Origin of the sequence: Streptomyces yunnanensis (assembly GCF_029011865.1) — a bacterium.
Classification (GTDB): Bacteria; Actinomycetota; Actinomycetes; order Streptomycetales; family Streptomycetaceae; genus Streptomyces; species Streptomyces yunnanensis.
This window is the reverse complement of the sequence record NZ_CP095749.1, coordinates 689,984-708,036: the sequence shown is the minus strand read 5'-3', so window position 1 is coordinate 708,036 and position 18,053 is coordinate 689,984. Positions and strand designations below refer to the sequence as shown.

18 protein-coding genes are annotated in these 18,053 nt (G+C 72.8%); 10 read left to right on the top strand and 8 right to left on the bottom strand.

All coding sequences use genetic code 11. The features are described from left to right. Position 1 precedes the first annotated feature (1 nt). The 3 genes from MOV08_RS03165 to MOV08_RS03155 form a co-directional block, all read right to left on the bottom strand. Positions 2–187, bottom strand: coding sequence for a hypothetical protein (locus MOV08_RS03165; protein ID WP_039629331.1), 186 nt, complete (start codon positions 185–187; stop codon positions 2–4). After that, positions 168–818 carry a DUF6338 family protein gene (locus MOV08_RS03160; RefSeq protein ID WP_275306103.1) on the bottom strand — a complete coding sequence of 217 codons (651 nt, stop codon included), beginning with the start codon at positions 816–818 and terminating at the stop codon, positions 168–170. The genes MOV08_RS03165 and MOV08_RS03160 overlap by 20 nt, the downstream gene beginning before the upstream one ends. A gap of 122 nt (positions 819–940) precedes the next feature. Continuing rightward, a complete protein-coding gene (locus tag MOV08_RS03155) occupies positions 941–1,675 on the bottom strand; it encodes an SDR family oxidoreductase (protein ID WP_039629326.1) in 735 nt (244 codons plus the stop codon). 143 nt (positions 1,676–1,818) lie between these two features. Between MOV08_RS03155 and MOV08_RS03150 the strand changes: the two genes are divergently transcribed. Then, positions 1,819–2,412, top strand: coding sequence for a TetR/AcrR family transcriptional regulator (locus tag MOV08_RS03150; RefSeq protein WP_039629324.1), 594 nt, complete (start codon positions 1,819–1,821; stop codon positions 2,410–2,412). 64 nt (positions 2,413–2,476) lie between these two features. On the opposite strand, the gene MOV08_RS03145 is transcribed toward MOV08_RS03150, so the two are convergent. Together MOV08_RS03145 and MOV08_RS03140 are read right to left on the bottom strand one after the other, a co-directional pair. Continuing rightward, on the bottom strand, positions 2,477–3,127 hold the full coding sequence (locus MOV08_RS03145) for a response regulator (RefSeq protein ID WP_039629322.1): 651 nt from the start codon (positions 3,125–3,127) through the stop codon (positions 2,477–2,479). Beyond that, entirely contained in the window at positions 3,124–4,293 is a 1,170-nt protein-coding gene (locus MOV08_RS03140; protein WP_275306102.1) for a sensor histidine kinase, read from the bottom strand. The genes MOV08_RS03145 and MOV08_RS03140 overlap by 4 nt, the downstream gene beginning before the upstream one ends. 131 nt (positions 4,294–4,424) lie before the next feature. Here MOV08_RS03140 and MOV08_RS03135 point away from each other — a divergent pair, with 131 nt between their 5' ends. Together MOV08_RS03135 and MOV08_RS03130 are read left to right on the top strand one after the other, a co-directional pair. After that, a complete protein-coding gene (locus MOV08_RS03135; protein ID WP_275306100.1) occupies positions 4,425–5,192 on the top strand; it encodes a class I SAM-dependent methyltransferase in 768 nt (255 codons plus the stop codon). Then, complete coding sequence (locus tag MOV08_RS03130) at positions 5,189–5,929, top strand: DedA family protein (RefSeq protein ID WP_078875360.1); 741 nt, start codon at positions 5,189–5,191, stop codon at positions 5,927–5,929. Before MOV08_RS03135 ends, MOV08_RS03130 begins: the two co-directional genes overlap by 4 nt. Here the strand turns inward: MOV08_RS03130 and MOV08_RS03125 are convergent. Both MOV08_RS03125 and MOV08_RS03120 read right to left on the bottom strand, forming a co-directional pair. Beyond that, positions 5,903–7,093 (bottom strand): acyltransferase family protein, encoded by a 1,191-nt coding sequence (locus tag MOV08_RS03125; RefSeq protein WP_275306099.1) that lies wholly within the window; start codon positions 7,091–7,093, stop codon positions 5,903–5,905. The two genes, MOV08_RS03130 and MOV08_RS03125, sit on opposite strands and share 27 nt — an antisense overlap. A gap of 25 nt (positions 7,094–7,118) precedes the next feature. Then, positions 7,119–7,793 carry a TetR/AcrR family transcriptional regulator gene (locus MOV08_RS03120; protein ID WP_039629315.1) on the bottom strand — a complete coding sequence of 225 codons (675 nt, stop codon included), beginning with the start codon at positions 7,791–7,793 and terminating at the stop codon, positions 7,119–7,121. Positions 7,794–7,923: 130 nt separating this feature from the next. Between MOV08_RS03120 and MOV08_RS03115 the strand changes: the two genes are divergently transcribed. Beyond that, positions 7,924–8,547, top strand: coding sequence for a GNAT family N-acetyltransferase (locus tag MOV08_RS03115; protein ID WP_275306097.1), 624 nt, complete (start codon positions 7,924–7,926; stop codon positions 8,545–8,547). Positions 8,548–8,635: 88 nt separating this feature from the next. On the opposite strand, the gene MOV08_RS03110 is transcribed toward MOV08_RS03115, so the two are convergent. Then, a complete protein-coding gene (locus MOV08_RS03110; protein ID WP_275306095.1) occupies positions 8,636–9,736 on the bottom strand; it encodes a M20 family metallopeptidase in 1,101 nt (366 codons plus the stop codon). 50 nt (positions 9,737–9,786) lie between these two features. Here MOV08_RS03110 and MOV08_RS03105 point away from each other — a divergent pair, with 50 nt between their 5' ends. From MOV08_RS03105 to MOV08_RS03080, 6 genes are all read left to right on the top strand, one after another. Continuing rightward, positions 9,787–9,909, top strand: a complete 123-nt coding sequence (locus MOV08_RS03105) for a hypothetical protein (protein WP_275298539.1) — start codon at positions 9,787–9,789, stop codon at positions 9,907–9,909. A 434-nt stretch (positions 9,910–10,343) separates the two neighbouring features. Continuing rightward, positions 10,344–11,660 carry a phenylacetate--CoA ligase family protein gene (locus tag MOV08_RS03100; protein ID WP_275306094.1) on the top strand — a complete coding sequence of 439 codons (1,317 nt, stop codon included), beginning with the start codon at positions 10,344–10,346 and terminating at the stop codon, positions 11,658–11,660. Further along, entirely contained in the window at positions 11,657–12,997 is a 1,341-nt protein-coding gene (locus MOV08_RS03095) for an MFS transporter (RefSeq protein ID WP_275306093.1), read from the top strand. The genes MOV08_RS03100 and MOV08_RS03095 overlap by 4 nt, the downstream gene beginning before the upstream one ends. Then, the gene (locus MOV08_RS03090) at positions 12,994–14,217 is read left to right on the top strand and encodes a GNAT family N-acetyltransferase (protein ID WP_275306092.1); all 1,224 of its coding nucleotides are present in this window, start codon (positions 12,994–12,996) and stop codon (positions 14,215–14,217) included. Before MOV08_RS03095 ends, MOV08_RS03090 begins: the two co-directional genes overlap by 4 nt. After that, complete coding sequence (locus tag MOV08_RS03085) at positions 14,214–15,380, top strand: LuxE/PaaK family acyltransferase (protein ID WP_275306090.1); 1,167 nt, start codon at positions 14,214–14,216, stop codon at positions 15,378–15,380. The genes MOV08_RS03090 and MOV08_RS03085 overlap by 4 nt, the downstream gene beginning before the upstream one ends. Next, positions 15,377–18,034, top strand: coding sequence for an acyl-CoA reductase (locus MOV08_RS03080; protein ID WP_275306089.1), 2,658 nt, complete (start codon positions 15,377–15,379; stop codon positions 18,032–18,034). The genes MOV08_RS03085 and MOV08_RS03080 overlap by 4 nt, the downstream gene beginning before the upstream one ends. Positions 18,035–18,053 lie beyond the last annotated feature (19 nt).

Genomic DNA, 18,053 nt, shown 5'->3' with positions numbered 1-18,053 from the left:
GCTACGGAGTCGCCGGCTCCCCACCCGCCGAGCCCGTCCCGCCCGCGTCCCCCATCGCCGCCCCCGAAGCCGCCGGTGGCATCTCCTCGGGCTCGGCCAGGTCGTCGGTGGGCCGGTAGGTCCTGCGTGACGAGAACTCCCCGACCAGTTCCGCCAACTCCTCGTCGTCACCGCTCCGGTCCGTCATCGCCCTCTCCTTCCGTCGCGCCCGCCGCCGGCGGCAGCAGGACCTCCAGTACGTCGACCTCGGCCGCCCGCACGTACACGCCCGCCGTACCGGGCACCCGCCCGAGGAACCTGCCGTCCGGCCCCATCCGGTACTGCGCCTGCAGATAGAGGTCGCCGGCCTGCGGATACGCCGACACCGCGGACCGCGATCCGAGCCAACCCCCCACCCACAGACCGCTCTTGAGCCGCACCCGCACGAAGCAGGACCCGCGGTCATGGAACAGGGCGTCCCAGGCGGTCGGCGTGGGCTCGTACCGCGCGGACGCCCGCCGGCGCAGCCAGGCGGCCTCCGCCCAGGCAACGGCGGACGGCACCACGACGACCAACAGCAACGCGGCCGCCCCGGCGGCTCGGGGGTGCCGCAACACCCCCACGAGCGGCCCGTGCCCTCCGCCGGCGAGCAGTTCGACCAGCCACGGCCCGGCCGCCACGGCATACACCGCGTCCAGCAGCGCCCCCGCGGCGATGGCGCGCACCAGCCGGTTCTGCGGCTCCTGCTCGGTGGCCAGGCCGCCGAGCAGCCGCTCCCGCACGGCCTGGTAGAAGACGCCGGGCAGCACGAGCACCAGCAGAATGGTCAGCTGTGCCACCGTTCCCGGAACCATCGGACCCCCGACCTGGCGCTTTCACCCCTGCCCCGCACCTGCCGGGCAGGCCCAGCATGACGCACACCGCCCGTCCCCGTCAGGGCGTCCCGACAACCTGCCCCGTCTCAGCTCTGGGCCGTGGGGCGGACGACGATGTCTCCCACGTCGACGCCGTCCGGCTGCTCGACGGCGAAGGCGATGGCGCGGGCCACCGCGTCGGGCGAGAGGCCGGCCTGGTCCAACCGGTCGAGGATCCGGGCCCGCACCTGCGGATCGATCTGATCCGCGAAGTCCGTGCGGACGAGGCCCGGTGAGACGACGGTGACCCGCAGGCTGTCGCCGGCTTCCTGGCGCAGGCCCTCGGAGACGGTGCGGACGGCGTTCTTCGTGGCGGCGTACACGGACTGGAGCGGCACGATGCGCAGCCCCGCGGTGGACACGGTGTTGACGAAGTGTCCGAAGCCCTGCTCCCGGAAGACGGGCAGCGCGGCGGCGATTCCGTACAGCACGCCTTTGAAGTTGACGTCGATCATCTGCTCCCAGTCCTCCACGCGCAGGTCGTCCAGGGCGGAGATCGGGCCGACCCCGGCGTTGCTGACGAGGACGTCGAGCCGGCCGTAGCGGTCCCGGGCCAGCTCGACGAGTCGGGTCAGGTCCGCACGGCGCGTCACGTCCGTGCAGGTCCAGGCGGCTTCGCCGCCGGATGCCCCGATGCGGGCGGCCAGGGCCTCAAGGCGCTCCGCGCGGCGTGCCCCGAGGACGACCCGTGCGCCGCGCTCGGCGAGCAGGAGCGCCGTCGCCTCGCCGATGCCGCTGCTGGCGCCGGTGATCGCCACGACCTTGCCTTGGATTCCCGACATGATGGACAGTCCTTCCGAAGGAGGAGAGCGGGCAGGGCGGACCGTGCCCATGGCCTAGAGTGAAAGCGGAGGCTCCGCCACTTCGCCTGAACGCTAAATGGAGGCGCCTCCATTTGGCAACCCTCGAAGAGAAGGAGCGACCGATGGCACGAGCCGCGGAACGCCCGCTGCGGGCCGATGCCCAGCGCAACCGGGAGAAGATCCTGGCCGCGGCGGTGCGGGTGTTCACCGAGGACGGGCTGGACGCGCACCTCGAACGCATCGCCAGGGAAGCGGGCGTGGGAAGCGGCACGCTGTACCGGAACTTCCCGACCCGGGAGGCCCTGATCGAAGCGGCCTACCGCAACGAGGTCGCCCGGCTGTGCGACGCCGTCCCCGGCCTCCTGGCGACCATGCCGCCCGATCAGGCACTGCGCGCCTGGACACGACGCTTCATCGACTACGCCACCGCCAAGCTCGGCATGGCCGACGCCCTGCGCGCCGTCATCGCCGCCGGGGCCAATCCCTACGCCGACAGCCGCGAGATGATCCAGGGCGCCCTGTGCTCCCTGATGGACGCCGGAACGGCAGCCGGCGTGATCCGCACCGACATCCGCCCGACCGACATGTTCGCCGCCCTCGCCGGCATCGCCCTCACCTCGGCGCAGCCCGACCAACGGGACCAGGCCGAACGCCTCCTCGACCTCACCCTGGACGGGCTGAGGCCCGTCGCGGGGCGGGGCGCCGGCGGCCGCTGACGACGACGGCGGGGCCGAACTGCCCGGTGAGCGGAGACCGTTGCCCGCCTGCCCGCGTCGCCGCTCAGGTCGTGAGGCCGGCGTCGCGGGCCAGCAGGGCGGCCTGCACGCGGTTGGTGACCTCCAACGCGGCCAGGATGCGGCTGACATGGGCCTTGACGGTGCTTTCGCGCATGCCCAGACGGGCGGCGATGTCGGCGTTGGTACCGCCCTCGGCGAGCAGCGCCAGCACGTCGTGTTCGCGCGGGGTCAGCCGGCCGACGCGGGCCCGGGCGGCGGTCGCCTGCGGCCGGCCGGTGGCGTGGAAGCGGTCGATCACCCGACGGGCCGCGGCGGGGTGGAGCATGGCGGAGCCGCCGGCCACGAGGTGCACGGCGCGCAGGATCTCGGCCGGTTCGGTGTCCTTGAGGAGGAAGCCGTCGGCGCCGGCGGCGAGGGCGTTGTAGACGTAGTCGTCGAGGTCGAAGGTGGTCAGGGTGATCACCTTCGGGGGGTGGGGGAGGGCGCGCAGCCGGGCGGTGGCGGCGATGCCGTCCATACGCGGCATGCGCACGTCGACCAGGGCGACGTCGACGCGGTGGGCGGTGGCCTGCTCGATGGCGTGCAGGCCGTCGGACGCCTGGGCGACCACCTCGATGCCGGCATCGCCGTCGAGGAGGTCGGCCAGACCCAGGCGGACCAGGGCGTCGTCGTCGACGATCATGGCGCGGATCATGTGCGGGTGCCGTTCTGCTCGCTGGCGGACGGATGGGGAATGCGGGCGGCCAGCCGCCAGGCACCGCTGTCGCAGGGCCCGGCGTGCAGTTCGCCGCCGAGTGCCGTGACGCGCTCGCGCAGGCCGACGAGCCCGAACCCGGAGGCGACGGCATCGGGGCTCCGGGGGCCCGGGGCGTTGACGACCTCCACGGTGGTGGCGGGTGGCCGGTAGGCGATGCGGAGGGTCACCGGGGCGCCGTCGGCGTGCTTGCGGACGTTGGTCAGCGCTTCCTGGACCAGGCGGTGGACGGCCAGTCGGTGGGTGGCGGGCGCCTGTTCGGGACGGCCGTCGAGGTGCACCGCGATCTGTTGCCCGGCGGCGCGGGCCTGTTCGACCAGCGCTTCCACCCCGCGCAGGACGGGCGCCGGGGCGGTGGCGGCCCGGGCGGAATCCGGGTCGCGGAGGACGCCGAGCACATCGCGCAGGTCCGCCAGCGCCTCGGTGGAGGCGGTCCGCAGCAGCGCGAGCCGCTGGCCGACCTGTGCGGGCAACGCGTCGTTCCTGGTGGTCAGGACGCCGGAGTGCAGGGCGATCAGACTCAGGCGGTGGGCCAGCACATCGTGCATCTCCGCGGCGATCCGGGAACGTTCGGCCGCGCGGGCCGCCTCCTCGCGCAACTCCCGCTCGATCCGCAGGTGTTCGACCTGCGCGTTGAGCGCCCGCACCAGGCGGCGCCGGTGGCCCGCCCACAACCCGCCGACCACGGCCAGCAGCAGGAACAGCGTGCCGCCGTACTGCTGCGGATTCCACAGCGAGAACTCCGGGCTCCGGGCGAAGTTGACGCCGAGCGCGGTGACGGAGCAGCCCACCGCCACCCAGGCGCGGCGCTGCGCGGCCAGGTCGAACAGGGCGACGAGCAGCAGCGGCATGATCGGCGCGCCCCACCAGGCCACCGCCGCGGTGGTCACCAGGGGCGCGGTCGGCCAGGGCAACCCCCGTACCAGCACGACCAGTCCGCACAGCACCCCGGCGGCCGGGCACAGGGACAGATACCGCCCGCCGGCGGCCAGGGCACCGTGGTGCACCGAGTTGAACGTCAGCAGCAGCACGAGAGCGGACCGCCCGTAGGCGATCCACCGTGGGGCCCCGCTCCCTCCCGACCCCGAGCGCTCTCTCCGACTCATCCCGAAATCCTAAGTGGCCGGCGGAGTCCGCCACTTGCGACGATCCGCCGTCGAGACCCCCTACTTTCGTCGATGCCGCCGTCGCACAACGGCGGGTCCGTCGGCCGCGGAGGCTCCCTAGCGTCGCCGTCATGGAATCCAGGATCTCCTCGTCCGCCCGTGTCCCTTCGCCGGATCGCTCGGCCGACCGCTCGCCCGACCGCCTCCCGGCCCGACGCTTCGCCGAGAGCGGGGTGTTCCTGCTCGAAGCCGTCCGCGACATGCGCACCACCGGCGCCGTGGCCCCCAGCGGCAAGGCCCTGGCCCGCGCGCTGACCGCCCCGGTGCGCGCCCGGGCGCCGCAACCACTGACGGTCCTGGAGGCGGGGGCCGGTACCGGAGCGGTCACCCGCGCCGTGATCGCCCATCTGCCAACGGACAGTCACCTGGACGTCGTCGAGGCCAACTCCCGCTTCGCCGCCCGCCTGAGGCACCTCGTCACCACCGCTCCCCGGCTCGCCGACGCACCCGCACGGGTCCACGTCCACCACACCGGCGTCGAGCACCTGGACGTCACCCGGCGCTACGACGTCATCGTCTCCGGCCTGCCCCTGACCAACTTCACTCCCGATCAGGTGGAGACGATCATGAACCGGTATCTGGAGCTGCTCCGCCCCGGCGGCACCCTCACCTACTTCGCCTACCGCGGCACCCGCAAGGCCCGCACCCTACTGGCCGCACCGCCCCAGGCCCGCCGGCACCGAGCCGTCGACGAGGTCATGGACGCCTACCAGCGCCGCTACGCCACGGACTGCCGCACGATCTGGACCAACCTGCCCCCGGCGAGGGTCTGGCAACTCCGACGCTCCCTCCCCGCCCTCCCGGTGCCGAGGCCCGCCGCGACCGGAGCCCACCGATGACCCCGTCGCTCGACGCGGTGGGCCACCTGCCCACCGCGACCGCCGCCTATGCCGTGCTGGCCGCCGCCGTGCTGACCGAATCGGTGCTGCTCATCGGCGCGTTCGTGCCCACCCTCACGCTGCTGCTCAGCGCCGGTGCACTGGCCCGCACCGGGTATCTGCACCTGCCCCTGGTCATCGCGACCGCTGCCTGCGCCGTGCTGGCAGGCGACTTCCTCGCCCACCGCACCGGGCGCCTGCTGTCCGACCGGCTGAGCGTCGGACGCGCCGGGCGCCGCGTGCCCGCCGCCGGGTGGCGGCGCGCCCGGGCACTGATGGCCCGCCGCGGCGGGCAGGCCGTCTTCCTGGGCCGCTTCGTTCCGGTGCTCCGCACACTGATGCCGCACCTGGCCGGCGCGACCCGCCTGCCCTATCGCCGCATCGCCCCGTACAGCGCCCTGGCCGCCCCGCTGTGGGCCGGCGCCGAGGCCGGCACCGGGTACGCGGCCGCGCCGGTGCTCCGGCGCGCGGTGACCTACGGCGGCCCGGCGCTCGCCGTGACCGCGCTCGCCTGCGCGGGGGCGGGAGCGGCATGGCTTGCGGTGCGTCGTCGCGGCGGGACGCGGAGCGGAACGAGTCGGGTCGGCAGGGGCGCGGTGGGCGCCACAGCCGCGACGGCCTGTCGGGGACCGATCCCCGACAGGCCGTCGATGTCGCCCTGGAGCACCCGGTCAGAGCACCCGGTCGACCCGCGGTAGCCGGCGGACCACATAGGCCACGGCCCAGCACAGCGGCAGCGCGACCACGGCGACGAGGGCGAACTTGGCGATGGCCGGCGCGTGCAGCCAGCTGAAGGCATGCCCCAGTCCGACCAGCACCAGCGCGTGCAGGACGTAGACCCCGAAGGCGTGGCGGGAGAGGAACGCGGCCTTCCGCCCCTGGCGGTTGAGGCGTTCGCGGAAGAGCACGGTCAGGCCCAGGACCATGCCGATCGCGAACGTCGACTCCCAGGCGGCCGCGGCCAGCGACTGCCATGTGCCGTGTCCGTCGGTCGCCCCGCTCTTCGCCGTGACGATGACCGGGAGGTAGGCGAGGGTGGCGACGGTCGCGACGGCGAAGCCCACCCGTCCCGCACGGCGGGAGAGGGTCCCCGGCCAGCCGCGGCGGTGCGCGAGGACACCGACCGCGAAGAAGCTCGCGTACTGCATGAGATAGCTGGGGGTGGGCAGCCCCAGGATCGGGACGTAGACGCCGGCCGGCACGAGGATGCGCCATCCGTAGGTGGCCAGGGCGAGGGCCACGGTGAAGAGCACGATCGCGCGTGGTCGCAGCGGCCGCGGCGCCGGCCGACCGGGCGCCGCCGCGTCGGCCGTGACCTGGCCGCGCCGCGCGGCCCGACGCCGGACGAGGGCGTAGAGCACGGCGAACACCAGCAGTACTTCCGCGAACCACAGCGGGCCCGGGTCCCAACTCACCAGGTAGTAGAACCAGTAGGGGAGGGCCTCACCGTGCTCGGCGAGGGACGTCTTGAGCTGGAAGTACCCGTCGAGGCCCGTCAGGGGACGTATCAGGAGCAGGAAGGCGAGCAGTGGGATGCCGAGCCGCTTGAGGCGGTCCCGGAGGAAGGGGCCCGCCCCCTTGCGGTCGAAGGACGCCGGCGTGAAGTACCCGGCGATCATGAAGAAGAAGCCCATGAAGAACGCCTGGTTGAGCACGACGAAGGCGTCCAGGACCAGCCCGGTCCCGTCCTTGGCGGGCTCGGTGTAGTACCAGACCGGGATGTTGCCGTAGGTGACGGCGATGTGGTGCAGCACCACCAGGGCCGTCAGGGCGATGCGCAGATTGTCGATGTAGTACAGGCGCGGGCGCGTGGGGCCCGCGGCGTCGGCGGGCGCCACCGTGCGCCCGAGGTCATGTGCCATGGAACGTTCCCCCGTTCGGTGTGGTTCAGGAATCGGCCCGACCGTCGGCCCTGGTGGCGTGCCAGAACAGGTCGGTGAGTTCGCGGGCGTGCGCCGCGAGGTCGTGGTCGGGGTGGGCGCTCCAGTACGCGAACATGTCGTCGATCGCGGCCTGGAGGCTGACGGCCATCACCCGGGCGTCGAACGCGCGCAGTTCCCCGCGCTGTTGGCCCGCCCGGAAGACCTCTTCCAGGTGGGCGAAGAGCGACTCGCTGGAGGCGATGCCGTAGCGGAGCTCACCGTTCTCGGTGCGGAACTGCGTGAAGATCTCGCCGAGGGCGATGAGTTGGGTCCGGTGGTCGGCCATGTGCTCGGCGAGCGACCCGATGTAGATGCGCAACCACGCGGCGGTTCCGGTCTCGCCCTCTCCGGCGAGGCGGGACGCGACGAAGGCGCCGAGACGGTCGTAGATCTGCTCGACGGTCCGCTCGATCAACTCGTTCTTGCCGGCGAAGTGATACGAGATCACGCCCTTGCTGACGCCGGCCCGCTCGGCGATCTGTGCCATCGACGCCTTCGCGAACCCCCGTACCGCGATGACGTCGATGGCTGCCTCGATGATCTGGGCCCGTCGCACCTTCTCGATGAGCGAGCGTTCCGGCTCCGTCGGTGCGCTCTCCCCGTTGCCGGGCTGGCCACTTGGATCAATTTCTGACCGCATGGCCAAAAATTTAGCCGACCGGCCAAACGCTGTCCAGTGGAGACCCGTGGTCGACGACGTCCGACGTCGAAACGGAGCCGTTGCCGGGCAACAGGCGTCGTGCCGAACGACGTTGTGGCACGATGCCGCGATGACCTCCAGCACACCCCCACCGACCGGCCTGCCGGCCACCTTGCCGGGCGCCATACCGGCGGTCGTCCCCGCAGGTCGGATGGGTGCGACCGCTCAGCCGGTGCTCGACCTGCCGAACGGTTGGCAGCTGCGTCCCTGGCACCGTTCGGACGCCGACGCCCTGGCGACCGCCGGCCGGGATCCGGCGATCCGGCAGTGGAACCGCCTGCTGGTGGACACGCCGGAAGAGGCCCGCCAACGGATAGAGCGCATGCACGACCGCTGGCGGGCCGAGCAGAGTGCCATCTGGGCCCTCGCCCGACCGGGCGGCGAGGCCATGGGGCTGATCGGCTGGGGCGACATCGACCTGGCGGGCGGCAGCGCCGAGATCCTCTACTGGATCCTGCCCGCGGCCCGCGGCGGCGGTGCCATGGTGGAGGCCACCCGACGCGTGAGCCGGTGGGCACTCGACGACCTGGGGCTGCACCGACTGCGCCTGTGCCACTCGGTGGCCAACCAGGCGTCCTGCCGGGTCGCGACCAAGGCCGGATACTCCCTCGAAGGCACCATGCGCAGCGCCCTGTTGCACGCGGACGGATGGCACGACGAGCATCTGCACGCGCTCGTGCAGGGCGACATCTGACCCGGACCGGAACGGCCGTGCCGCGCTCGCGCCGCAGCCCGCCGGCCACCGCGCCCGAGGGGACGCCGTGGCCGGCGGGGGACGGGACCTACCTGCGGCGGATCGCGTTCACCAGCCCGGCCACCAGGTGCGCCCGCTCGGCCATGGCGTCGATGACCAGGTACTCGTGGTCGGCGTGGGCACCGCCCCCGACCGCCCCCAGGCCGTCGAGGGTGGGCACCCCCAGGGCGGCCGTGAAGTTGCCGTCGCTCCCGCCGCCGACCGCGGCGCCTTCGAGGCCGGGGAGCAACTGCTGTGCCACGGCGAAGAGTTCGGCCGATGCCGACTCGGGCATCGGGGGGCGGCCGACGGCTCCGCGAACCGTGAGCTCCGCCCCGTCGAGATGCGGGGTCAGCGCCGCGAAGGCGGATTCGACCCGCTCCTTCTCGTCGGCCGACTCGACCCGGACGTCGACGACGACGGTCGCCTCGGCGGGGACGACGTTGTCCAGGGTGCCCGCGGAGGCGACGGTCGGGGTGACCGTCGTACCGATCTCGGGACGGCCCAGTGCCGCGATCTGCAGGACCTGGTGTGCCGCCTCGACCAGGGCGTTGACCCCCGCCTCGGGCTCCAGCCCGGCGTGCGAGGCCCGGCCCCTGACGGCGACCTGGAACGTGCCGCAACCCTTGCGGCCGGTCTTCACGGCCCCGCCCTCGGCCGCGCCCTCGAAGACCAGCACGGCGCCGCACGCCCGGGCGCGCTCTTCGATGAGGGCCCGTGAGGAGTGGGAGCCGACCTCCTCGTCGGCGGTCACCAGGATCTCGACGCCGGACAGGTCGTCGAGCGAGGCCAGGCCGTGCAGGGCCTGCACCAGACCGCCCAACATGTCGAAGACCCCGGGGCCGGTCGCCCGCCCGCCGTCGACCCTGAACGGGCGTCGTGCCAGCGTGCCGAGCGGGAAGACCGTGTCGTGGTGGCCGAGGATCAACACCCGGGGGGCGCCACCGCCCGACCAGCGCACGTGTGGCCCGGCCGCGCTCTCGACGAGGTCGGCCCGCCCGCCCAGGCGGCTCTCGACGATGCCGGCGACGGCCTTGGCCGATGCCGTCAGGGCGTCGACATCGCGGGAGGGGGACTCGACCTCGACGAGCGTCCTGAGGTCGTCGAGCATCGCGTCGATGCTCACGCGGGCGGTCTTGTGCGTCGTCATGCGGCGAGGGTAGTCGGCCCGGCCCGCGCCGTCCGGCCGCCGCCGGAGCCGTGGCCGACCCCGACGGCAAGGACCTGAACGCCCCGGTCCGGGTGCTGCACGGGGTCGGTCCGAAGATGGTGCGCATTCTGACCGAGGCGCTGCACGCGCGCGGACTCGCCCTGCGGGATTGAGCGCCTTTCGGCCTTTCCCGCGGATTGCGGCGGAGACGGCACTGTCGGCATCCGCACCGCTGAACCTCCGCCGCGATCCGCCGTCTACCACCGGCACAACCCGAGAATTACCAGAAGGACTTGGTGATCCGCATGCGTTCCGCATCGAAATGGCGGGTGGTGAGGTACGTCACCGGAAGCAAAGGAACCGGTTCGGCGTGCGGGGCATCCGGGGCGATTGCGATTGGCAAAAAATCCGTTTGCGAGAGCTTCGATTGTCAGCCGTTGCAGCGCTCATGACATAGCATCATCGGTCGAAGCGCTCAGTGCAGAGAGTTTTCGCAGGGACAGCCCTGATCGGGTTTCCCCGAAGCCTCTGCCGCTGCCCCCTGCCCGGAACTGGTGCCGCACACCCCGCGGTACCGGTTCTTCTGAATGCGAAAAACAGGAAAGCAATGCCCGTTCAACAATTAACGGATCTCATACGCTTCGTGCGTCACAACTCGCCCTTCTACCGGGATCTCTACGCGGATCTTCCGGACCACGTGGACGAGCTGACCGCCATACCGGTGGTCCCGCACGACACATTCTGGCAAGCCAACACCCCACGTCGGAACCGCCTTTTGACCGGACCGATCGACGAGGCGGTGGTTTTCAAGAGCGGCGGCACGACCGGCGCCCCGAAGTTCTCCGTCTATACCCGTGAAGAATGGCGGGAATTCACCTCCGCGTTCGGCAGCGGACTGGTCGAGGCCGGACTCCGCCCTGGTCACCGGGTCGCCGACCTCTTCTACGCCGGCGAGCTCTACGCCAGCTTCACCTTCATCCTGGATTCCCTCCACCGGGCCCCCGTTGCCAACGTCCGGCTGCCGATCGGCGGCGGCGCGCCGCTGGCCTCGACCGTGCACACGCTGGAGGAATTCGACGTCGACGTCGTCGCCGGCACCACGACCACGCTCTGCGGCCTCGCGGACCATCTCGTGCGCGAAGGACGACAACTCCCCGCCGTACAGATCCTGTTCTTCGGCGGCGAGGGGCTGTACGAGGACCAACTGCCCCTGCTGCGCAAGGCGTTCCCGCAGGCACAGGCGCGCTCCATCGGCTACGCCGGCGTCGACTCCGGGCTCCTCGGACAGGCCGTACCGGGGGCCGACCCCCGCGTCCACCGCGCGTTCACGCCGTACACCGTCGTCGAGATCCTCGACGAGAACACCGGTGAGCCCCTGACCCGCGAAGGCGTCGCCGGCCGCATCGTCGTCACCGACCTGCGCCGGCGGCTGATGCCGATCATCCGGTACCCCGTCGGCGACCGGGCGGAGTGGACCGATGTCGCCGCCGGGCACTTCCGCATCCTCGGCCGGGCCGAAGAAGGCGTGCGCATCGGCGCGGTTTCCCTCTACACCCAGGACGTGCACGAGCTGGTGCGCGCCGCCGACCCCACCGGTCGGGTGATCGGCATGCAACTCGTGGTGCGCCGCTGGGACGGTCGGGACGGGCTGGTCCTGCGGCTGGCCGTGGACGGCGAACCGGTCCCCGGCTGCCAGGTGCCCACCGAGGTGAGCCCCGTCGGCGAAGCGGACCCGACCGGGCTCCGACACCTCGCCGCCGCCGTCGCAAAGGAGATCCTCGCGGCGCGGCCGATGTACGCCGCGGAAGCCGACGCCGGACGCATCCACCCGATCGCCGTCGAGTGGGTCCGCCACGGCGAGCTGTCCGTCAACGCCCGTACCGGCAAGCTGCTGCGGGTCATCGACGAACGGCCGCACTCATGACCCCGACCTCGACCCCGGCCGCGCGCCGACTCCCCGTCGTCCTGCGCAACCGGGCCTTCGGCGCCGTCTGGGCCGCCCAGGTGCTCACCCAGGCCGCGGGCAGGATGTTCCAGGTGGGTGTGGTGTGGTGGCTGGTCGGCCACGCCATCGCGGCCGACGGCGACCGCGGCCTCGCCTCGGGCGCGTTCCTCGCGGTGAGCACCCTGCCCGCGGTGGCGCTCGCCCCGCTGGTGGCCACCGTCATCGCCCGCTGTCCGCACCGCACGGTGCTGGGGGCCAGCTCCGCGCTCGCGGGCCTGGTCGCCGCCGCCACCGCCGGCTGGACGTACCTCGCCCCGCCGCCCACCCTCGTGGCCTACGGAGCCGCCCTGTTGCTGGCGGGCTGCCAGGCACTCTTCGACCCCTGCCTGACCACCTCCGTCCCCGAACTCGTCGACGACGTGGACATCGAGGCCGCGACCGGGTTCGAACTCGCCACGCAGTCCCTGGCCGGCCTGGCCGGCGGACTCCTCGGACCGCTCGTCGTGGACGCCTGGGACCTGACCGGCATCGTCTCCGGCTGCGCCGGCGCGTACCTCGTCGCCGCCGCGCTGGTGTTCCTCACCCGCTTCCCCCGGAGCGCCGCGGCGCCGGAGCCCGCCACCGCGTCAGCGGCCCCGGCACCCCGGCGGACGCTACGTCAGATCCTCAAGGACCACCCCTTCATCCGGCGGGTGCTGCTCTGCTTCGCCGCGGTGAACCTCTTCACCACCGCCCTCTACGTCGTCATGCCCCTGTACACACGGGCGGTGCTGCACGCACAGGGCTCCACGGTGGCCGCCCTGGAGGCGGCCCTGGGCATCGGCACCCTGCTCGGGTCGTTCACCGGCGCCCGGCTGCCGGGATCGCCCACGGCCGTCGGCGGGGCCTGCCTGGGACTGATGGCCGCGGCCCTCGCGACGCCGGGCCTGCTCGCCGACCGGGCCGCGATCGTCGGGGCACTGATCGTCGCCGGCTGGTGCGTCGGAGCCATCGGGGTGCGGTTCGTCGCGCTGTTCCAACGACTGGTCCCGGCAGCGGACAAGCCCGGCTTCTTCGCCATGATGCAGGCCCTGCTCGGCGCGACCTTCCCGCTGTCCTCGCTCCTCTTCGGCGCGCTCGGCGACCATCTGTCGCCGCGCACCCTGTGCATCCTCCAAGCCGTCGGACTGGTCCCGCTCGCCGTGGCGCTGTGGTGGACCGGACGACGCGCCGACGCGCCCCGGGACCCGGCCGGCGGCACCGCCCCGGTCGCCTCCGGCGCCGACGCCCCCGCCGCCTCGCCCGCCGGCACCCTGCCACTGGAAGAGGCCCGATGACCGCCCTCATCCGCCCGGCCACCCCCCAGGACATCGCCGAACTACGGCAGTTGTACTTCGAGGTGTACGGCCACGGCTATCCGGTCGCCCTGGGCAGCGACCCGACCGAGATGCGCCGGTTGATCACCGATCCGCACAGTCACTGGCTCACCGCACGCCGCACCGACACCGGTGAACTCGCCGGTTCCGTCGTCGTGCAGACCGACCCGGGCAACCGCGTCGGCAAGCTCGTCGGCCTCGCGGTCCACCCGCACCACCGGCAAGGCGGGCTGGCCGGCCGGCTGACCGGCGCGGTCACCGCCGACGCCTTCGCCACCGGCGCCCTGGACTCCATCCACACCACCGTCCGGATGGTCACCCAGGCACCCCAACGCGTCGTCGCCCGCAACGGATACCGACCGCTGGGCCTGCTGCCCAACGCCGCCGATGTGTCCGGCTGCGAGACCCTGGCCCTGTTCGCCTGCTACGCCGAGGGCGTCCTCGAACGCCGCGAGCCGGTCACCGACGTCCCCCAGGCACTGATGCCCCTCCTGGGCGCCGCCGAGGAGGCCACCGGCATCCGCTACCCCGGGACCCTCGCCCTGCCCTTCCTGGACCCGGAGCCGCTCCTGCCGCCGTCGGGCGGGAGCGGCGTCATCACGGCGAACGCGACGCGCCCCGGCACGCTGCTGACGGCCCCCGCGACCGCCCCGGTCACCACCCGCACCCCCATCGAGGTGATCACCGCCCCCGGCTTCGTCCGCCGGCGCTTCCGCGACCTCTTCCCCGACCCCGCGGGCGCCTACTCCCCGCTGCGCACCCCGAACACGCTGCTGACGTCGCCAGACGGCGAGTTCGAGATCTACGCGGCCCTCGACCCGGCGGCCGCCAGCTGCGCCCTCGTCGCGGTGCACCCGTACCCGTCGGCCGCCAACCGGGCCCTCGACTCGCTGATGACCGCGCTCACCCGGGCCGGCGCCGACTACGTCGAGACCCTGGTGCCGCTCTCCGACACCGCGGCGCTGCACGCCTTCCTCTCCTCCGGCTTCGTCCCCAGCGCCGGCTACCCGGCCATGCGCCGGGTCGGCGACCGCTTCCACGACTACGTCGTCCTCTCCCGCACCAACCGTCAGATCGACTTCCGGACCACGGCCGTCAGCCCGCTGGTCCAGCCCTACCTGAGCGCGTACCTGACCGCCTGGGCGTCGATCTACCTGCCCCCGCACGAGGTTGTCCGATGAACCCGCATCTCGCCCCCGTCGAGGTCCCCGACCCGGCGGCCCTCACCCACGTCCAACGCCTCTGCGACATCCCGTCGCCCTACACCTCCGGACCCGAGGCCGACGCCCTGTTCGAGGCCGCGATGGCCGAGTCCAACGCCTGGCACGCGCAGCGCTCCCCGCTCTTCCGCGCCCTCCTCGACGACACCCCGGAGGCCCCGGCCCCCACCGTCGGCGCGCACACCCGCGCCCCGCTCCTGCACGCCAACTTCTTCAAGCGGCACGAGGTCCTCTCCATCCCCCGCGACGAGGTCTTCCTGCACCTGACCTCCTCCGGCACCACTGGGCAGAAGTCGCAGATGTTCTACGACCGGTGGACCATCCGCTCCGCGCAGCGCATGGTCGCCCGCATCTTCGACCACTACGGATGGATCACCCCCGACCAGCCCGTCAACTACCTGCTCTACAGCTACGAGCCCGCCCCGCAACTCCGCCTGGGCACCTCCTTCACCGACAACTACCTGTGCGACTTCGCGCCCGCACACCACACCACCCACGCCCTGCGGCACACCGGAAGCGGCCACGCCTTCGACGTGCACGGCTGCATCGACGCCCTCCGTCGCTACGCCGAGGACGACCGCCCGGTCCGCATCCTGGGCTTCCCGGCCTTCCTGCACTTCACCCTGGAACGCATGCGTGCCGCCGGCACCCCGCCGCTCGAACTCCCGCCGGGCTCCCTGGTGGTCCTCGGCGGCGGCTGGAAGGGCCACGCCGACCGGCAGATCGCCAAGGCGGACTTCTACGACGAGGTGACCCGGCAACTCGGCATCCCCCCGGAGCGCATCCGGGACACCTACGGCTCCGTCGAGCACTGCGTGCCGTACGTCGAGTGCACCCACCACCGGCTGCACGTCCCGGTCTGGTCCCGTGCCGCCATACGTGACACCCGCACCCTGCAACCGCTGCCGTACGGCCAGCCCGGCTACCTCCACCTGGTCTCCCCGTACATCACCTCGGTCCCGGCGCACAGCGTCGTCATGGGCGACCTGGCCTCGCTGCACCCCGGGGACGACTGCCCCTGCGACCTGACCACTCCGTGGTTCACCCTCCACGGCCGCGCCGGGGTGAGCCGCAACCGCAGCTGCGCGGTGGCCGCCGCCGAACTCCTGAAGGGAATGTCATGACCCAGCAACTCCACTTCTGGCAGGGGGAGTTCATCGGCGACGCCGAGGTGGCCGACCGGCTCGCGGAACTGCCGGCCCGCGTCGAACGCGCCCTGGCGGAGCCGCTCTCCACCGAAACGGTCCTGGTCGCCTGCGACACCCTCAGCCGCGCCCTGCGCCAGCCGCACGGCGACGTCCACGCCCGTCTGATGGACGAGCTGGCCGCCGCGGCGGACGGGCCCGCGGACGCCCGCCCGGCCACCGACCGCGAGGAGGCCGCCGCCCTCCTCGCCGAGCTCGCCGACGCCCTCGCCCGCCCGGCCCTGGAACGCAAGCTCCGGCGCGAACTCGGCGGACCGCGCCCGGAACGCCTCACCCGGCCCGACGCGCGCGAGACGACCTACGAGGCATGGGCCCCGGTGGGCCTGCTCGTCCACATCGCCCCCGGCAACGCCGCGGCGGTCGCCCCCCTGAGCGTCGTCGAGGGGCTCCTCGCGGGCAACGTCAACGTGCTCAAGACCAGCCGCAGCGACACCGCGCTCGCCCAGCACCTGCTCGCCGAGCTCGCCGCGGCCGACCCCACCGGGGCGGTCGGCCGCCGGATCGTCGCGCTGCGCTTCCCCTCCAGCCGCCAGGACCTGATGCGGTTGATGTGCGCGTCCGCCGACGCCGTGGCCGTATGGGGCGGCGAGGACGCCGTGCAGGGGGCCGCCGCCCTGATCCCGCCGGGGTGCCGGCTGGTCGAATGGGGCCACAAGATCTCGTTCGCCTATCTGACCCGCGAGGCCCGGACGGACCGGGACGCCCTCGTCGCGCTCGCCGCCGACGTCTGCCGCATGGAGCAGCAGGCGTGCTCCAGCCCCCAGGTCGTCTACCTCGACACCGACACCGACACCGACACCGACACCGGTATCGGCACCGGCACGGGTGCCGCGACCGACGCCGAAGGCGGCACTGCGACCCCCGCCGCCCGCGACGAACTCTTCGCCTTCGCCGAGCAGTTCGCCGCCGTGCTGGACGAGGTGTCCGCGAAGTTCCCCGTCCCGACGCGCGGCGCGGCCGACCTGGCGGACGCCGCCGAGCAGGCCGAGATCACCACCACCGAGCTGGTCACCCGGGCCGAGCAGCACCTCGGCCTGACCAAGGTCATCGCGGCGGACGACGGAAGCTGGCGGGTCTTCGCCGACACCCGCCCGGCCCTCACCGCGTCCCCCCTCCACCGCACCGTCTGGATCAAACCCCTGCCCCGCCGCGAGATCGTCGCGACCCTGCGACCGATGCGCCGCTACCTCCAGACCGCCTCGGTGGCCGGCAGCCGCGCCGACCTCGCCGAGCTCTCCCGCAGCCTCCTGACCGCAGGCGTCCTGCGGATCACCCCGGTCGGCGCCATGCTCGACAGCTACGCCGGCGAGCCGCACGACGGCGTCTACGCCCTCCAGCGCTACAGCCGACGGGTCAGCGTGCAGGCCCCCGAAGCCGCCTTCGCCACCGTCCCGTGCCTGGACGACCTGATCGCCCCCGCCGCGTCGCCCGTCCCGCCCACCGGACCGCTGATGGACAAGGCGGCCGCCCAGGACCAGCTGCGCTCCCTCGCGCCCCACAACGCCCAGCTGTACTTCCGCAGCGGCGGAACCACCGGCACCCCGGCCCTGTCCGTCTTCACCTGCGACGACTACGACACCCAGATGCGCGCCGCGGCACACGGCCTGCTCGCCGCGGGCTTCGACCCGGCCCACGACCGCGCCGCCAACCTCTTCTACTGCGGAGAGATGTACGGCAGCTTCATCAGCTTCTTCTCCATCCTCGAACGCCTGGGCGCCACCCAGATCCCCATGGCCGCCGGCCCCGACCACGAGGCGATAGCCGAGGCCCTGGTCGCCTACCGCGTGGACACCCTCTTCGGGATGCCGTCCTTCCTGTGGCAGCTGCTCCACAGCCAAGCCGATCGCCTGCGCTCCTACGGCGGCATCCGCAAGGTGTTCTACGGCGGCGAGCACTTCACCACCGAGCAACGCCGCATCCTCACCGAGAACTTCGGCGTGGAGGTGATCCGCTCCGCCGCCTACGGAAGCACCGACCTGGGCCCGCTGGGCTACCAGTGCGCCCACGCCCACGGCACGGTGCACCACGTCCTCACCGACCTGCACACCCTGGAGATCCTCGACCCGAAGGAGGACCGCGCGGTTCCCGCGGGGCAGCCGGGCAGGCTGGTCTTCACCACCCGCACCAGGGCCGGACAGCACCTGGAGCGCTACGAGATCGGGGACCTGGGCCGGGCCGTCGACGGGGTGTGCCCCTGCGGCAGCCACACGCCGCGCATCGAGCTCCTCGGGCGGTACGGCGATGTGTTCCGCATGGGCACCTACCACTTCAACTACCGCCGCTTCACCCAGATCGCCGAGGAACACCTCGACTACCGCGGCGAGTTGCAACTCCTCCTGACCAGCACGGCCGACCGGGAGCACCTCACCGTCCGCCTCGACAGCGCCTACGCACCGGACCCGGACACCGCTCGTGCGGCGTTCCTCGCCCACCTTCCCGAGCTCGGTTCGGCGGTCGGCCCGGAGGCCCTGCTGACCTGCACCGCGGAGATCGTCGCGGGGCACGCCTTCGAGCGCACCCCCACCAGCGGCAAACTCCGCACCGTCATCGACCGGCGCACGACGGCGGCCTGACGCAACGTCCTCCTGCGGA

Excerpts from the sequence above, each read along its gene's own strand:
- MOV08_RS03095 (WP_275306093.1), top strand. The coding sequence starts at position 11,657 with ATGACCCCGACCTCGACCCCGGCCGCGCGCCGACTCCCCGTCGTCCTG.
- MOV08_RS03080 (WP_275306089.1), top strand. The coding sequence starts at position 15,377 with ATGACCCAGCAACTCCACTTCTGGCAGGGGGAGTTCATCGGCGACGCC.
- MOV08_RS03135 (WP_275306100.1), top strand. The coding sequence starts at position 4,425 with ATGGAATCCAGGATCTCCTCGTCCGCCCGTGTCCCTTCGCCGGATCGC.
- MOV08_RS03125 (WP_275306099.1), bottom strand. The coding sequence starts at position 7,093 with ATGGCACATGACCTCGGGCGCACGGTGGCGCCCGCCGACGCCGCGGGC.
- MOV08_RS03145 (WP_039629322.1), bottom strand. The coding sequence starts at position 3,127 with ATGATCCGCGCCATGATCGTCGACGACGACGCCCTGGTCCGCCTGGGT.
- MOV08_RS03120 (WP_039629315.1), bottom strand. The coding sequence starts at position 7,793 with ATGCGGTCAGAAATTGATCCAAGTGGCCAGCCCGGCAACGGGGAGAGC.
- MOV08_RS03155 (WP_039629326.1), bottom strand. The coding sequence starts at position 1,675 with ATGTCGGGAATCCAAGGCAAGGTCGTGGCGATCACCGGCGCCAGCAGC.
- MOV08_RS03100 (WP_275306094.1), top strand. The coding sequence starts at position 10,344 with ATGCCCGTTCAACAATTAACGGATCTCATACGCTTCGTGCGTCACAAC.
- MOV08_RS03115 (WP_275306097.1), top strand. The coding sequence starts at position 7,924 with ATGACCTCCAGCACACCCCCACCGACCGGCCTGCCGGCCACCTTGCCG.
- MOV08_RS03165 (WP_039629331.1), bottom strand. The coding sequence starts at position 187 with ATGACGGACCGGAGCGGTGACGACGAGGAGTTGGCGGAACTGGTCGGG.
- MOV08_RS03085 (WP_275306090.1), top strand. The coding sequence starts at position 14,214 with ATGAACCCGCATCTCGCCCCCGTCGAGGTCCCCGACCCGGCGGCCCTC.
- MOV08_RS03090 (WP_275306092.1), top strand. The coding sequence starts at position 12,994 with ATGACCGCCCTCATCCGCCCGGCCACCCCCCAGGACATCGCCGAACTA.
- MOV08_RS03140 (WP_275306102.1), bottom strand. The coding sequence starts at position 4,293 with ATGAGTCGGAGAGAGCGCTCGGGGTCGGGAGGGAGCGGGGCCCCACGG.
- MOV08_RS03110 (WP_275306095.1), bottom strand. The coding sequence starts at position 9,736 with ATGACGACGCACAAGACCGCCCGCGTGAGCATCGACGCGATGCTCGAC.
- MOV08_RS03130 (WP_078875360.1), top strand. The coding sequence starts at position 5,189 with ATGACCCCGTCGCTCGACGCGGTGGGCCACCTGCCCACCGCGACCGCC.
- MOV08_RS03150 (WP_039629324.1), top strand. The coding sequence starts at position 1,819 with ATGGCACGAGCCGCGGAACGCCCGCTGCGGGCCGATGCCCAGCGCAAC.